Origin of the sequence: Psychromonas arctica, assembly GCF_036697365.1 — a bacterium.
Classification (GTDB): Bacteria; Pseudomonadota; Gammaproteobacteria; order Enterobacterales; family Psychromonadaceae; genus Psychromonas; species Psychromonas arctica_A.
Map to the genome: position 1 here is coordinate 62,207 of NZ_JBAHZA010000011.1, position 16,386 is coordinate 78,592.

General features: G+C 39.5%; 10 protein-coding genes. 7 read left to right on the top strand and 3 right to left on the bottom strand.

Annotation, left to right across the window (positions count from 1 at the left end):
* Nucleotides 1-76: 76 nt before the first annotated feature.
* Entirely contained in the window at nt 77-1,807 is a 1,731-nt protein-coding gene (ushA, locus tag V5290_RS12775) for a bifunctional UDP-sugar hydrolase/5'-nucleotidase UshA (protein WP_333386352.1), read from the bottom strand.
* Nucleotides 1,808-2,048: 241 nt separating this feature from the next.
* Between ushA and V5290_RS12780 the strand changes: the two genes are divergently transcribed.
* Nucleotides 2,049-3,380: a D-serine ammonia-lyase gene (locus tag V5290_RS12780; RefSeq protein WP_333386355.1), complete on the top strand. Its 1,332-nt coding sequence runs from the start codon at nt 2,049-2,051 to the stop codon at nt 3,378-3,380.
* 63 nt (nt 3,381-3,443) lie between these two features.
* Here V5290_RS12780 and V5290_RS12785 read toward each other — a convergent pair whose 3' ends face one another.
* Complete coding sequence (locus tag V5290_RS12785; protein WP_333386358.1) at nt 3,444-5,510, bottom strand: bifunctional metallophosphatase/5'-nucleotidase; 2,067 nt, start codon at nt 5,508-5,510, stop codon at nt 3,444-3,446.
* Between the two features lie 518 nt (nt 5,511-6,028).
* On the opposite strand from V5290_RS12785, the gene V5290_RS12790 reads away from it, so the two are divergent.
* Entirely contained in the window at nt 6,029-7,363 is a 1,335-nt protein-coding gene (locus tag V5290_RS12790; RefSeq protein ID WP_333386361.1) for an aspartate aminotransferase family protein, read from the top strand.
* On the top strand, nt 7,360-8,196 hold the full coding sequence (locus V5290_RS12795) for a 3-keto-5-aminohexanoate cleavage protein (protein WP_333386363.1): 837 nt from the start codon (nt 7,360-7,362) through the stop codon (nt 8,194-8,196). The genes V5290_RS12790 and V5290_RS12795 overlap by 4 nt, the downstream gene beginning before the upstream one ends.
* Before the next feature lie 13 nt (nt 8,197-8,209).
* On the opposite strand, the gene V5290_RS12800 is transcribed toward V5290_RS12795, so the two are convergent.
* Nucleotides 8,210-9,115 carry a LysR substrate-binding domain-containing protein gene (locus V5290_RS12800; RefSeq protein ID WP_333386365.1) on the bottom strand — a complete coding sequence of 302 codons (906 nt, stop codon included), beginning with the start codon at nt 9,113-9,115 and terminating at the stop codon, nt 8,210-8,212.
* A 392-nt stretch (nt 9,116-9,507) separates the two neighbouring features.
* Here V5290_RS12800 and V5290_RS12805 point away from each other — a divergent pair, with 392 nt between their 5' ends.
* The 4 genes from V5290_RS12805 to V5290_RS12820 all read left to right on the top strand — a co-directional run bounded on the left by V5290_RS12805 (nt 9,508) and on the right by V5290_RS12820 (nt 16,332).
* Nucleotides 9,508-10,473, top strand: coding sequence for a TAXI family TRAP transporter solute-binding subunit (locus tag V5290_RS12805; protein ID WP_333386368.1), 966 nt, complete (start codon nt 9,508-9,510; stop codon nt 10,471-10,473).
* 262 nt (nt 10,474-10,735) lie between these two features.
* Complete coding sequence (locus tag V5290_RS12810) at nt 10,736-13,573, top strand: TRAP transporter permease (RefSeq protein ID WP_333386371.1); 2,838 nt, start codon at nt 10,736-10,738, stop codon at nt 13,571-13,573.
* Between the two features lie 165 nt (nt 13,574-13,738).
* Nucleotides 13,739-14,482, top strand: coding sequence for an acetoacetate decarboxylase (locus tag V5290_RS12815; RefSeq protein ID WP_333386374.1), 744 nt, complete (start codon nt 13,739-13,741; stop codon nt 14,480-14,482).
* Between the two features lie 263 nt (nt 14,483-14,745).
* Complete coding sequence (locus V5290_RS12820) at nt 14,746-16,332, top strand: BCCT family transporter (protein WP_333386377.1); 1,587 nt, start codon at nt 14,746-14,748, stop codon at nt 16,330-16,332.
* Nucleotides 16,333-16,386: the final 54 nt, after the last annotated feature.

Genomic DNA, 16,386 nt, shown 5'->3' on the forward strand with positions numbered 1-16,386 from the left:
TTCAATCTTTCATTAGATTGAAGCTTTATATTAATCAGTCTTTCTGGTGCATTTTAGAGTAATAACGTAATTGCTATTATTGTGCTGCACAACCTTCTGTACTAGTTGAGTTGATGTAAACAATATCACCAACTGGGTCATAATCAGCTGCAACAATGGTTTCTTGCTCTGCAAAAAAAGCTTGTAATGCATCTGCATCGACTAAACCTGAATCGATATAATCGATAATAGGGTAATCGTCGCCGCCAGCTGCATTAAAACTTGGAACTGAAAATGTGTACTCTGCATTTTCATCAAATGCTTCTCCGCCGATAGTGCTAATTGCAACACTACCTGCAGTACAATCAACGGTCATTTCAACATCAGTAATCTGAGCGTAAGCACCGGCACCTTGAGTAAATGTTGCTAGTGTATCTAAGTAATCATTTACTTCTGCACCAGTCATTGTTGCTACAACAACAGTATTACCAAATGGTTGCACGGTTAATACATCTCGGTAAGTAATATCACCTTCAGGAATAGAGTCTCGTACACCACCTGAGTTCATTACTCCAAAGTCTGCATTAACACTATCACTTTGTGCAAAAGCAATTAAACGGCCTAGGTTAGTCTGTTGTGAGCGAACGATGTCGCGGTCGCCTTCAAGCTTAGCATCTGTTTCTGCTAATTTTTCGTCTAAACCAGCTTCACCAGCTGTTTGGTACTCCTGCAGTACAGATAATAGGTCGGGATCAGCAGCGATTTCATCTTGAATAAACACTAATTCAGTTGTTTCTTCACCGTCTTCATCCAATACTGCATCACCATTTTCGTCAACTATCGTCACTTCTTCCTTTAAGTTAACAGGAATTAGTTTATAGCTATCAAGTGTTAACTCACCATTCGAGTATGTAAAATCAGCACGACCGACATATTTACCCCATTCATGTGCTTGCATGATGTAAGTACCATTTTGCTGATCTGGAGTACAATCATCACCTGGTTCAAAGTCTGCGTAAGAAGTATTGTCACCCGGTTCCATACATACTGGATTTTGTGAATGACCGCCAATAATGGCATCTAATTGGCCTTCTTCTAAAGAGCGAGCTAAAGCTACGTCACCAGGGGCATTACTACCACTTGCTCCATTGGCATAGTGACCCATATGCGTTACTGCCATTACAATATCAGCACCACCTGCAGCTTCAATTTCTGATAATACAGTCGTCGCTTCATCTTGTGGGTCTGTAAAATCTAAATCGCCGATATATTCTGGGTTAGATAATTTCGCAGTATCATCTGTGGTGAAACCAATTAAGGCTAAGCTAACGCCGTTAATATCAAAGGTTTTATAAGCATCAAAGTAGCGAACACCGTCAGCATTATAAATATTGGCTGAAAGCATTGGGAAAGTAGCAAGGTCTCTTTGCTCTTCTAGAACGTCTAATGGGTTGTCAAATTCATGGTTACCTACAGCCATCGCATCGTATTCGATAGCGTTCATTCCTACAAAATCAGGAATTGCATTTTGAAGATCTGACTCCGGTACACCAGTGTTAACATCACCGCCTGATAGTACAAGTGTTACACCACCTTCATCTTCTACTTCTGCTCGAATAGTATCAATTAAAGTTTTACGAGCTGCCATTCCGTATTCACCATCATCGTTTTGCCAGAAGCGACCATGGTTATCATTAGTGTGAAGAATGGTAAATGATACTGACTCTGTGACACTTCCATTGTCATCTGTGTTATCACTATTACATCCAGATATAATGCCTGCTGCTAACAAGGCACAAGTAATACCATTTACTTTTTTGTTTAACATTTTGTTCCCTTTTCTCTTACCCTGAGGTTATGTTTTACTATTGAGGTTGAATTAATCTTCAAAATTACTGATAAATTAAAATGATACGTTTTATTTTTAGTTGACCTTTCAGTCAAACTATTACTTAAATTACCTTCACTATTTAAAATATCCATCATTTTTTAAAAAAAGGTGTATTTTTAACTATAAGTGATTAGTTTTTTGAGCATTAATATAAATAAACTTCGATTAAGGCTGCATAGTGAATAGATTAAATATGGATACCCTACTTAGTAAGTTTCCTCTGTTAAAAACATTAATAGCACTACAACCAACGAGTTGGTTTAATCCGAATATTACCTCTGTTGAAGAGGGAATGAAGCTGGTTGGGTTAGGTCAACAGGAGATACAGCAAGCAAGCGAACGATTAAATAGATTTGCTGCTTATTTGACAAAAGCTTTCCCTGAAACAACAAAAAATAACGGTATTATCGAATCTGAAGTAATAGATATTGCTGAAATGAAGAAGCAATTACAGCTTGATTATGGAAAGCCTTTGACTGGTCGCTTAATGTTAAAGAAAGATAGTCATCTACCCATAGCAGGGTCTATTAAAGCGCGTGGCGGAATTTATGAAGTTTTAACGCATGCTGAAAAATTAGCGATGCAAGCAGGGTTGTTAGAAGAGAGTGATGATTACGGGAAATTGTGTTCTGAATCGTTTAGGCAGTTCTTTAGCCAATACAGTATTGCGGTTGGTTCCACTGGTAATTTAGGGCTATCCATCGGTATTATCAGTGCTAAGTTAGGCTTTTCTGTTTCTGTTCATATGTCTGCTGATGCGCGACAATGGAAGAAAGATAAATTGCGCACCCATGGTGTCAATGTAGTTGAATATGAACAAGATTATGGCGTTGCGGTAGCGCAAGGGCGAAAAGAAGCAGAGGGTGATGCTAACTGTTTCTTTATCGATGATGAAAATTCACAAATACTATTTCTAGGTTACTCAGTTGCAGGCCAACGTTTATCACAGCAGTTTAACGAGTTAGGTATTAAGGTTGATCAAGACCATCCTTTATTTGTTTATCTGCCTTGTGGCGTAGGTGGTGGTCCGGGCGGTGTTGCATTTGGATTAAAGGCTGTTTTCGGTGATCATGTACATTGTATTTTTGCAGAGCCAACTCATTCTCCTTGTATGTTATTAGGTGTGCATACTGGCTTACATGACCAAATATCGGTGCAAGATATCGGTATTGATAATGTGACTGCAGCCGATGGTTTAGCGGTAGGGCGCGCATCTGGTTTTGTTGGGCGTTCTATGCAGGGGCTGATAGATGGTTATTACACTTTGTCCGACCAAACTATGTACAACTATTTGCAAAAGATGGATCGTTTAGAAAGTTTACAATTAGAGCCGTCAGCAGTTGCGGGAGTAATTGGCCCGATGATAGTGTCTGCAAACAGTGAGTATTTACAGCGATTAAAGTTAGATCAATATAAAATGGCTAATGCCACGCATTTAATATGGGCTACTGGCGGTAGCATGGTGCCTGAACAAGAGATGCAAGATTATCTCGCGAAGAGTGTTGATTAGTATTTAGGGCATAAAAAAACCGCCTATGGAGGCGGTTTATAAAGAGTGTTTAATCTTTATTACTTATAGAGATTCACTACGAATAATACGTTCATCAACCACTGTTTCATCTGCAATACTATCAGCAGAGTTATAAGCGTTATCAGCATCAGTGAATTCTGATTGTAAGTATTCAGCTAAAGCATCTTGCTCTGTACCTGTGCTTGCAAAGTCTGAGTTACCTGGGTCTTCAGTTGTCATGATTTCAGTTAAGTCTGTATTCAATTCACTACAGTCTGCACCTGCTGCTGTACATGGGAATGGGTAACCATCACCACCTTCTGCAGTATAAGTCAGTGTAGTAACAGAGAATGTCATACTGTCTTCATCGACTAACTCACCACCCGATACAACTGTGTAGTCATACTCACCATCACCGTTAGTATCAACGCTTAGCTCTTGAATACGTTGACCTTCAACAGTTTGAGTTAAAGTCGTATTACCATCAGCATCTTCTACCGTCTCAAACTCACGTGCAGTTTGTGTTTCATCATAGGTTAATGACATACCAGAGATTTGTGGGAAACGACCACCAGTAACATCAGATACAGCATGTTCAGCAATCTCTTTTAACTGTTCAGCCGTTAGGTCTAGCACTGTTAACTCATTGTTGAATGATAAAGCGGTTTGAATATCGTACTGTGAAATGTCACCTTCTTCTTTATTTGCATTAGGATAAGCTGCTGGTGGGTAATACTCTATATCATCAGCATCTGTAGAGCCTGCTGGGTAAGCTGCGTAACCAATCTCTGCACGGATACCACCACCATTCTTGATAGAGATTTGTGTATCAATGCCATCAATCAGGTTTGCGTACCAAAGGTTTGCTTCTGCTGTAAGGTTACCTAGGTTGGTTTCTTCTGAACGCACTGAAGCACGAAGTCCGTTTATGAATACATCAGTATGACCCATAATATTCCCTTCAGACTCAAGCACGACATCTTCGATAGCGGTAACAATCGCATCAACAGCGGTATTTGCTTCGCCAGATAATGACGCGACCATATCATCATTACTGATGTATGAACCGCTCTCTTCATCATCGATTGAATCAACTACAATGTTGCCGTTATCATCAAACTCAACCACTAAACGGCCTAGGTATTTGTAATCACCATCAACATTCACTAAAGCGACATCGTTACCGTCGGCATCTTCAAACAGCTCTGGGTATTCTCCTTCCGCTACATCACCATCCCATAAATCGTCTGTGCTATCAGCAAGTAGTGTATTTGAACCACCTGCGACAATGATATCAACGTCAGTGAGTAGCGTTGCTAGTTCTTCTTCGATAGAGATACTTTGCATATGTGCTAGTAGGATAACTTTATTAATACCAAGTGCGGTTAGCTCATCAACTTTCTCTTGGATAATGACTGCAAGATCAGAGGTAGCATCACTGGCAGGAAGTACCGTAATATCACCTGTATCAGTAATGATGTCATTAGTTGGTGTTGTTGCACCAACAATACCAATTTGCTCGCCATCTACTTCAATGATCGTGTATGACGCTAAGCTGTTTGGGATTTCACTTGCGATTAAACCGTCTTCAACCACTAATGGCGCAGTGTTTTCATCGTCAGCAAAAATCATATTTGAGCTTAGGTATGGAAATTGTGCGCCTGGGTAAGTGTCATCAGTATCAATAATTGATGCAAACTCTTCGGTACCACCGTCGAGATCGTGGTTACCCACTGCTGAAGCCTGTAGGCCCATGGCATTTACCATTGCAATATCAGCGCGGCCAACACCTGGTACGTTTATTCCTTCAACATCGGCCATTGAATCATCGTCAGCAGCAGCATAACGTACACCTGGGATGTAGTTATCGCCCGAGCTTAAAAATAGTGTGTTATCTGGGTATTGGTTACGTAGCGCATCCACGTTACTTGCAAAGTTACCTGCATTTTCCAGTGCCGTTGCATTTGAGCCATCCATGTCGGCCATATGTAATAGTTGTAACGTATAATTTGAGTTGTCAGGCGTGTCATTATCATCACTATCGGTATTACAAGCTGTGAGTGATGCGGCGATTAAAACAGAGGTGACAATTTGTGATAGGTAACGTTTCTTAAAATATGGCTGTTGCATTGCTCTTTCCCTAGTAAAATTAATGTAAGTATATTATTAATATTCATTCCATTCGGTTGACCATCCAGTCAACTTGTTATTTAAATTACCTCCACTTTGTGAAATATGCATCAATTTTTTTAAAAAAATGTATATTTTTAACTCTAAATGATTATTTATTGACCTGGTTTTTGTTTAATTCTTAATCGAACTGAAGCTTTAAATAACATTTTTTAAAATTTGACTATTGCATTGATTCTTTAACTCAGTAGGGGGTTATTTAAATTAACCAGATTGAAAACGAAAAATATTGGGAAGTATGATTGCAAGGGATTGTTGTAGTTTTATTGCAGTTTTATCATATTTTTATGTCTAGAACGTAAAACACATATTATTGGCTACTGATGTGGGCTGGCATTAGAATTATTTAGCCATTATTCCTATTTTTCATACCCCTATATTTTAATTCCTTTGAAAACCCGCTTAAAAAATATAATTATCAGACTTTCTCAATAGATATTTTATAGAAGGTTAACTTCATGACGCACATTTTGCATCGCCATTGCCATTCTCAACTGCCAACCGTTACATGTGGTGACGGGATTTACTTATTCGACCAACAGGGTAAACAATATTTAGATGGTTGTGGCGGCGCTGCTGTTTCAAATCTAGGGCATAGCCATACAGCAGTAAAGAAAGCGATGATTGAGCAAATTGAGTCTATTCCTTTTGCGCATACTGGATTCTTTACTAACCAAGCAAGTGAGGAGTTAGCAACACTGTTAACCGACTTAGCACCAGAGCCATTAAACCATGTTTACTTTGTGAGTGGTGGCTCGGAAGCAGTAGAGTCAGCGTTAAAAATGGCGCGTCAGTATTTTGTGGAAATTGGTAAGCCAAGTAAAACTCAATTTATTGCTAGACGTCAAAGTTATCATGGCAATACCTTAGGTGCGTTAGCGGTAGGTGGAAATGAATGGCGAAGAGAAAAATTCACACCGTTACTTTCAGAAGTAACGCATATTTCACCTTGTTATGCGTATCGTGATCAACAAGACAATGAATCTGAGTTAGATTATTCACTCCGTGTCGCTAATGAGTTAGAAACTGAAATATTAGCCCTTGGTGCTGAAAATGTAATGGCCTTTGTGGCTGAACCTGTAGTAGGTGCGACAGCGGGGGCTTTACCTGCAACAAAAGGTTACTTTAAGCGTATCCGTGAAATTTGTGATAAATATGATGTACTGCTTATTCTTGATGAAGTGATGTGTGGTATTGGTCGAACAGGTACTTTTTATGCTTTTGAACAGGATCAAATCGTTCCTGATTTAGTGACTATTGCTAAAGGTCTGGGCGCTGGTTATCAACCTATTGGTGGTGTGGTGATCAGTGACAAAATTTATGATGCCATTGCCCATGGTAGTGGTTTTTTTCAGCATGGGCATACGTTTATGGCACATCCGGTTGCTTGTGCCGCTGCATTAGCAACCGTACAGACAATAGTGTCGGAAAGCCTGTTAGATAAAGTACAGGAGCAAGGTAAAAAACTACGCACTAAGTTAAAAGAATCTTTGCTGCCTTTATCTTATGTTGGCGACATAAGAGGGCGAGGGCTATTTATTGGTATTGAGCTGGTGGCTGATAAACAAACAAAAACCCCGTTACCAACTTCAACAGAAGCCAATAAAGTCGTGAAACAGCTAGCCATGAAACACGGGTTAATGTGTTACCCAATGGCGGGTACCATTAACGGCCGTGCAGGGCACCATATTTTATTAGCGCCCCCGTTTATTATCAATGATAAACAGCTTGATGAGTTAGTAAGTAAATTAAAAACTGCATTAGTTGAAGCTGCGCAAGGTTGGGCATTATGATTAATGAACAAAAACATAAAGCTGCGATTATTGTTGCGCCCAATGGTGCACGAAAAACACGCCAAGATCACCCTGCAGTCCCTGTTACTATTGAGCAAATTGTGGATGACGTGATTGCTTGTCGTGATGCTGGCGCAGCCATGGTTCATCTGCATGCTCGTGATAAAAATGGCTTACACTCTTTAGAGATCGACGATAACCTAGCGACATTAGCAGCAGTTAAGCAAGCGGTAGGTGAGTCAATTATTGTGCAACTAACTACAGAAGCCGTTGGTCAATATCAACCAGATCAACAGATGTTGCTAATTAAAGAGACGATGCCAGAAGCAGCTTCTTTTGCTTTGAAAGAGTTAATTCCTGATGATTCATATTTACCGGTTGCACAGCAATTTTTTCATTGGGTTGTTGAAAGTGGGATCATTGCGCAATATATCCTGTATTCGGTGGAAGATGTACAACGTTACTTCTCATTGATTAAACAAGGGATTTTACCGAGTAAAAATCATCATATTTTATTAGTGTTAGGGCGTTATCATAAGCAATTACGCTCTTCTGTCACTGATCTCGCTCCTTTTCTTAGCGAACAACTGTTAACCACAAAAACGCCTTGGGCAACTTGTGCATTTGGCCCTCAAGAGCAGCAGTGTTTGATCAGTGCTATGTTGATGGGTGGTGACATTCGTATTGGTTTTGAAAATAATCATTTCAATAGTAAAGGTGAGATCGCTGACAGTAATGCACAACAAATTATCGATATTAAAGCAGTGAGTAGCTTATTAAATATTGATTTGCATAACGCTGACAGTTTTCGTCAAGTTTTGTGCCCTCAATAATAAGTTAATGGGATTATAAATCGATACTTTCACCTAAATGGCTTGTTATCCATTGTTTAAACTCATAAATCTTTCGAGAAGAGAGGCGATAGCTTGGTACGAAAACATAGTATGCATAATCTGTATCCATACTGATATTCAAAGGGTTTACAAGTTCACCGCTAGCTAAAGAATTATGCACCATAAAGTCAGGCAAAAGTGCTAACCCTAATCCGCCTTTTGCCGCTTCTAGTGACATGTAAAAATGCTCAAAACCAGTACAACTATAATTACTGCTAAAGGTTAACTGATTTTGCTTCTTGAATTGCTCCCATAAACGGGGACGAGTGATGTGGAAAATAGCATCAAAGTGCTGCACATCTTGTATTGTATTAATGGGGTTACTAGCCAGCAATTGAGGTGAGGCGACCAACACTAGCTTTTCTTTTTTCAATAGCGTGGCATTTTCATAGTGAGTCGATACCGATAAACAGCGAACGGCGATATCACTTTCTCCATTGGTTTTTTTAAGAATGCCATCACCAGTTTTAATTCTGACGCGAATATTTTTATTTAAATCATAAAATTGCTGAATATGCGGAATCAACCATAAGCTAGCAAAGGAAGGAGTCACATTTAATGATAAAACTTCTTCTACTTGATCGATCAAAACTAAGCTTTCAGTCGTATATTGGATGATTTCTAATGCTTCAATAATTTTAGGTAGGTATTGTTCGCCCGCACTGGTTAATTCAATTCCGTTTAAACGACGGTTGAATAACGGTTGTCCAAGTTGTTTTTCTAGGGACGATATGTTTTTACTCACTGCACTTTGGCTAATAAAAAGTGCCTGGGCTGCTTTTGAAAAACTCATGTTATCGGCCACTGCTACAAAAGTACGTAATGCTTTTATTGAGGGTAAAGTGGTTTCGTTCAGCACGGAGTTTCTCCTAAATTAGTTGAGTTGATAGTTAATCTTTTCAATACTGTTTAAGCAAGTTATTTGTAGCGAGTATTAATCATAGCTGTATGAATTTAAGTCAATTAGCACAATATATAATCATCAATTTGATACGAGTATTAACAAACATGATTGGTGCATCGCAAAATGGAAATAAAAACAAGCAATAGACCGCTCTAAATTGATGCAAATTAGAATGAGTTGCACCAAAATAGAACACTCAAGTGTTTGTTTAATAAGCAGTGTGTTTGAAATTAATACACTGGTTTTTGTAAGCGTTTGAGAGTCCACATATTTTCCATCACAGGCTTGATTCTTGCTTGTCTATGTAGGAAAGTACCGACGAATAAAATCTAAAAAGGAAGTTAAATATGTTTTTAAAAAAATTAGCAATGGCAGCTGCTGTAGGCGCAACATTCATGGCAAGCTCTGCAATTGCAGAAACTAAACATGTGGTAATTGGTACTGGTGGTCAAACTGGTGTTTATTATCAAGTGGGTGGTGCTATTTGTCGCCTAGTAAACCGCGGTACTGCTGAGCACGAAATTAACTGTACTCATAAAACAGGTGGTTCAGTAACTAACATTAACGGTTTAAAATCTGGCGACCTTGATATGGGCGTTGCTCAATCAGATTGGCAGTTCCACGCATACAACGGTACAGCCCCAGAACAATTCCCAGCAGGTGCATTTAAAGAACTACGTTCTGTATTCTCTGTTTATGCTGAACCGTTCACTGTTGTCGCTCGTGCTGATGCTGGCATTAAAAGCTTTGACGATTTAAAAGGTAAAAAAGTAAACGTAGGTAACCCAGGTTCGGGTCAACGCGGTACGATGGAAGTGCTAATGGGCAAAATGGGCTGGGAAATGAGTGATTTCGCTGTTGCGTCTGAACTTAAATCTTCAGAGCAAGCTGCTGCACTATGTGACGGAAAAGTAGATGCAATCGTATTCGTTGCTGGTCACCCAAATGGTTCAATCAAAGAAGCGACAACATCTTGTGATGCAGTATTAGTACCTGTTGATAATGATGTGGCTCAAAAACTAGCGTCAGATAACCCATACTACGCAATGACAAGTATTCCAGCTGGTATGTACAAAGGTACTGATACTGATACAGCAACATTTGGTGTAGCTGCTACGTTTGTTAGTTCAACTAAAACAGATTCAGAAACTGTTTACCAAATGGTGAAAGCGGTATTTGAAAACTTTAAACGTTTCAAGAAGATGCACCCTGCATTTGCTAACCTAAAAGAAAGCGATATGATCACTAAAAATCTATCTGCTCCACTTCATGAAGGCGCGATTCGTTACTACAAAGAAAAAGGTTGGATGTAATCTAACCCTTAGCTAAATAGAGCGGGAGTAGTTATACTTCCGCTTTTTTGCTTTTAAAAAAGCAGATATACCAAAACTACTTACCTAAAAAACGATTGCAATCCAATAAGTAATTTCGGTATATCTCATTGTTAATTGGTGTCATTTTACCGATTATGATGGATATCAATATAGATAATCTAAAGCATCAACTACGCATTTTTAGAATGATCTCTCGTAACACAAGATCGCATTGTCATGCGTATCAATAGGAAATTTTCTGATGACTGAAAAAACACTAATGAATGATGAGGAGCTACAAGATCTCGTCGCTTCCACCGATACCGGAGGAAGAAATCCAACCAATCAAAAGATAGTTAAATTGATGGCGGGTGTGGCGTTAACTTGGTCTATATTCCAAGTTTGGATAGCCTCTCCACTACCTTTCTTATTTGGTTGGGGGGTCTTCTCAAGTGGAGAAGCAAGATCAATCCATTTGGGCTTTGCTATTTTCTTAGCCTTTCTTGCTTATCCAGCTTTTAAAGCCTCTTCACGTAGCAAAGTACCAATGGCTGATTGGGGGTTAGCAATCATTGCCAGCCTTTGTGCTTTGTATCCGTTTATTGCTGACTCCATGTTAGTGGACAGTATTTTTGGTATTCGTTTAAGTGACCGACCAAGTGCGCCTAATCCAGTGGATATCGGTGTTGCCATTGTCGGTATGCTAACGTTACTTGAAGCTACTAGGCGTGCCTTAGGCCCACCATTGATGGTGGTTGCTATGATCTTCTTGGGTTATACCTTCTTAGGGCCTTATGCACCTGAGTTGATCGCTTGGAAAGGATCCACATTTGGTGGTGTTATGGACCATCAATGGCTATTTTCAGAAGGTGTGTTTGGTATCGCTTTAGGTGTATCAACAGATCTAGTATTCCTATTTGTATTATTTGGCGCATTGTTAGATCGCGCAGGAGCAGGTAACTACTTTATTAAAGTAGCTTTCTCGTTAATGGGGCATTTACGTGGTGGTCCTGCAAAAGCAGCGGTGGTTGCATCGGGTATGACTGGACTGATTTCAGGTTCATCGATTGCTAACGTAGTAACCACTGGTACCTTTACTATTCCGATGATGAAACGTGTTGGTTTCTCTTCTGAAAAGGCTGGTGCTGTAGAAGTGGCTTCATCGGTTAATGGTCAAATCATGCCACCAGTAATGGGTGCCGCGGCTTTCTTAATGGTGGAATATGTGAATATTCCTTATTTTGACGTGGTTAAACATGCCTTTTTACCTGCAATCATCTCTTACATTGCATTGGTTTATATCGTGCATTTAGAAGCGATGAAGCTAAACATGAAAGGCTTAACACGCGAAGGCGAAGTGAAAACGGCTAAAGATGTATTAATCTCTTGGGCAATGACACTGTTACCAATTATCGCGTTAGCGGGCGGGGCATTTTACTTATCTGAGTTGTATGCGGTATTAGCAACCACTGAAGCTCGTTTAGGCTTAGTATTAGCAGTTATTGCGATTCAATATTTAGTGTTTAAAAAGTTCAAGGCAAAAGCTAGTGAAGATAAGCTCGCGAAAACTATTTCTACTGGTGCGATAGTACTAGGTAATTTAGTGATTGGTGCCTTTGGATTATTCTTTGTGGTTAGCTTACTGAAATCCTTTGTTGCTCCGGATTTACTATTCTGGGTAGTTGCTGCATTGGTTGCAGCCACTTATGTTGTATTAGTTAAAATCAGCTCTGCTTACCCTGATTTAGTGATGGATGATCCAAACTCTCCTGTACTTAGTTTGCCTGAAACAGGTCCAACGGTTAAGTCTGGATTACACTTCTTACTACCAGTGGTGGTACTAATTTGGTGTTTGATGATCGAACGTAAATCACCGGGTTTATCTGCATTCTATGCAACAACTTTGATGATTGTGATCCTGTTAACTCAGCGTCACCTATTTGCTTTCTTCCGTAAGAAATCAACATCGGGCATGGTTAAACAAGGCTTTAATGAGTTGGTTGATGGCATGATCACCGGTGCAAGAAATATGATCGGTATTGCCATCGCAACGGCAGCTGCTGGTATTATTGTTGGTGCCGTATCGCAAACGGGTATTGGTTTAAAACTGGCTGCCTTGGTTGAGTTCTTGTCCATGGGACAGATCATGTTGATCTTGGTCTGGACAGGTATCCTCAGTCTTATTCTAGGTATGGGCTTACCAACAACCGCAAACTATATCGTTGTATCGTCTTTACTAGCACCTGTTATTGTTAGTTTAGGCCAACAAAATGGATTAATCGTGCCACTGATTGCAGTACACATGTTTGTGTTCTACTTCGGCATCATGGCTGATGTGACGCCTCCAGTAGGCTTAGCATCCTTTGCCGCCGCAGCGGTATCGGGAGGCGACCCAATTAAGACTGGTTTTGTGGCCTTCTTCTATTCATTACGTACTGCTTTATTACCATTCCTATTCATCTTTAACACTGATTTACTGTTAATGGATGTGACCTTCTTAGAAGGGATAGCGATATTTATTACCGCCACCATGGCGATGTTGATATTTACCGCGGGTACCCAAGGCTACTTCATCGCTAAATCAAAGCTATGGGAATCGTTTGCACTATTAATTATTGCATTTACATTGTTCCGCCCGGGTTTCTGGATGGATTATGTGATCCCACCTTACGATGAGCGTGCTGGTACTGAGTTAGTGAATGTAATGGAAGAGGTTGAACCAGGTACAGAGCTACGTGTTCTAGTAAATGGTCAAAACGATGTAGGTGATCCAGTAACATTAACTATGTTAATGGTTGTGGGCGAAGGTGAAACAGGCCAAGAACGTGTTGAAAACTATGGTTTAGAATTATTGCCACAGGAAGATGGTTCAATCATGGTTGATGGGATTGGCTTTGATAGCACAGCTGAAAAAGTTGGTTTTGACTTCGACCAAATCATTGTCGATGTAGGTGTTCCAGTAGTGCGTCCTGCTAAACAGTGGTTCTATATCCCTGCGTTACTATTACTGTTTATTATCATTAGATTACAACGTAAACGTCGTGACCTTAATGATGCTGCTGAAGCGCAGTCAGATAACACACAAACAGTGAATACTTAACCTTTAAGCTTAACTGTTATTAATTTAATACCGCGTTTACTTTGTAAACGCGGTATTTTTTTGCATTCCATAAAGTCATACCCCTATCTTTTAATTCCTTTGTCAGCCTAGATTAAACGCATAACAATAGACCTTTATTTAGAGACTAATACAGACCGATACACCATGAATATTGAGCAGATTAAACAACTTACCTCGATGCCAGCGACGGCACCTACAGTAGGACCGAACAAAGTGCGATGCATTGATAGAGAATTCTTTATTGTAACTTATGAAACGGATAGAGAAGCTTTAAAAGCGGTTGTCCCTGAGCCATTACAGTTCGACCAACCAATCGTTAAGTTTGAAGTGATTAAGATGGAGGACTTCAGAGGATTGGGTTCATTCATTGAGTCTGGGCAAGTAATTCCTGTGACGTTAGATGGTCAAGCAGGGCAGTATGTTCATCAAATGTATTTAAATAACTTTCCGGCTATTGCTGCGGGCCGTGAAATTTGGGGCTTTCCTAAGAAGTATGCACAACCAGAATTATTGTACGATTCAGACTGTGTTTTAGGTCGAGTCTTCTTTGGTCAATGTGAAATCGCTAGAGCAACTATGCCTTACAAATGGCATGCTATGGACCTTGAACAAGTAAAACAGACCATGGAAACTGAGCCGGGTTACCTATTAAAAATCATTCCTAATGCGGATAACACACCATTGATTACACAGCTGGTTAAATATCATATGCAAGATGTGGTAGTGAAAGAGGCTTGGTCAGGACCTGGCGCATTAGAGCTGTTTAATCACGCTTTAGCACCAATGGCAGAGTTACCCGTAAAGAAGGTGCTCAGCGCACAGCATATCATTGCTGATCTAACATTAAGCTGGGGTGAAGTAGTGGTTGATTACCAAACCGATTATTAAATTAATTATGTTTTATTTTATAAACATAATGAAAATATTGACGCATATAAAAACCTTATTTATCTATATAAATTAGCGTTTTATGGTAATGGATTTCTGAATTTTTTTGTATGTTAGAATATTACGCTTATTATTAAGTCTAAAAATAAAAACGACAGTGATTGAATACCATTTTTTATGGTGTGAGATAACTAATTGAGTATTCATTTAATATGGAGCTGATGTTTCTATTTGCTAATGCGAGTAGTTAAACGTCAGAAGTTATGAAATTTAAATCTAAAAAATACAGTATAGAATCTACTGACTATCAAGTAGGTCAAGATAATATTAATAAGTGGGGCTTTGATGTCCACAACACTGTTTTTACTGCTTCAGTCGCCTTATCCATTCTTTTTATCGTTACCTTATTAATGTTAGAGCCAGCAGATGCAAAAGCTGCTATTGACTCTATTAAAGGTGCAGTTTTATCTAACTTCGATTTCCTTTTTATGTGGGGGGCCAACATCTTATTATTATTTGCTGTAGGTATCGCATTCTCTCCTTTAGGGAAAATTCGTTTAGGTGGTGATGAAGCGACAACAGACTATTCAACCACTTCTTGGATTGCAATGTTATTTGCTGCTGGTATGGGGATTGGTTTGATTTTCTGGGGCGTAGCGGAACCAACAGCTTTCTACACAGATTGGTATGGTACTCCGTTAAATGCAGCACCTTTCACACCAGAAGGTCGTGAACTTGCACTGGGAGCAACGGCATTCCATTGGGGCCTACATGCCTGGGCAATTTACGGTATGACGGCATTATGCCTTGCGTATTTTGTATATAACAAAGGCTTACCATTATCGATGCGCTCTGTGTTTTATCCAATTCTAGGCGATAGAGTGTGGGGTAGAGTAGGTGATGTTATTGATGTATTAACTGTGTTAGTAACTTTGTTTGGTCTAGCAACATCATTAGGTTTAGGTGGTTCACAAGCCGCAAGTGGCATTAGCCATGTATTTGGTTTTGAAAACAGCTTATACCTACAACAATTTATTATTGTATTGATCATGGGCTTAGCAATTTTATCGGTAACTCGTGGGATGGACGGTGGTGTTAAGCTGTTAAGCAACATTAACATGGTAATTGCATTTGTATTCCTTGGCTTAATTGCAGTATTAAACTTCACTACTGTACTTGATTCGTTAGTAACAGCTGTAGTGGGTTATGTGAAAAATATTGTGCCATTAAGTCAAGCATCAGGTCGTGAAGATACGTCATGGTTGCATGGTTGGACTGTGTTTTACTGGGCATGGTGGGTAGCGTATGCGCCATTCTTTGGTATGTTCGTAGCACGTATTTCTAAAGGGCGTACTATTCGTGAGTTTTTAGTTTGCGTACTTGTGATCCCAACAGTCGTTACGACTTTATGGATGTCAGTATTTGGTGGTGTTGCTATCGACCAAATCATTGATAAAGTGGGTTTACTAGGTGCAGAGCAAGGTATTACAGATGTATCGTTAAGCTTATTTTACATGTTAGATGCTTACCCAATTGGTGACATCTTATCTGTTATAGCTGTTGTATTGATCGTCGTATTCTTCGTAACCACGCTAGACTCAGGTTCTATTGTTATCGATAGCATGACAGCAGGCGGTAAATTAGAAGTACCAATGAAACAAAAAATCGTATGGGCTGTTATTTCAGGCTTAATTGCGATGGTGATGTTATGGATTGGTGGGACGCAATCTATCCAAGCCCTGCAATCTATCACTATCATTGCAGCACTACCTTTTACAGTTATCTTACTGGTTGGTTGTGTGAGCTTAATGAAAGGCATGTTAACTGAAGTGGAAAAACCAGCTAAATAATTAGTTTGTTTAATTGTTTATAGTGTAAATAAAACTTTATTAGAACGCTCTTGT

What these genes read in the sequence shown, in the direction of transcription:
- ushA (WP_333386352.1), bottom strand. Translation starts at nt 1,807, where the DNA reads ATGTTAAACAAAAAAGTAAATGGTATTACTTGTGCCTTGTTAGCAGCA.
- V5290_RS12785 (WP_333386358.1), bottom strand. Translation starts at nt 5,510, where the DNA reads ATGCAACAGCCATATTTTAAGAAACGTTACCTATCACAAATTGTCACC.
- V5290_RS12790 (WP_333386361.1), top strand. Translation starts at nt 6,029, where the DNA reads ATGACGCACATTTTGCATCGCCATTGCCATTCTCAACTGCCAACCGTT.
- V5290_RS12795 (WP_333386363.1), top strand. Translation starts at nt 7,360, where the DNA reads ATGATTAATGAACAAAAACATAAAGCTGCGATTATTGTTGCGCCCAAT.
- V5290_RS12805 (WP_333386368.1), top strand. Translation starts at nt 9,508, where the DNA reads ATGTTTTTAAAAAAATTAGCAATGGCAGCTGCTGTAGGCGCAACATTC.
- V5290_RS12810 (WP_333386371.1), top strand. Translation starts at nt 10,736, where the DNA reads ATGACTGAAAAAACACTAATGAATGATGAGGAGCTACAAGATCTCGTC.
- V5290_RS12815 (WP_333386374.1), top strand. Translation starts at nt 13,739, where the DNA reads ATGAATATTGAGCAGATTAAACAACTTACCTCGATGCCAGCGACGGCA.
- V5290_RS12820 (WP_333386377.1), top strand. Translation starts at nt 14,746, where the DNA reads ATGAAATTTAAATCTAAAAAATACAGTATAGAATCTACTGACTATCAA.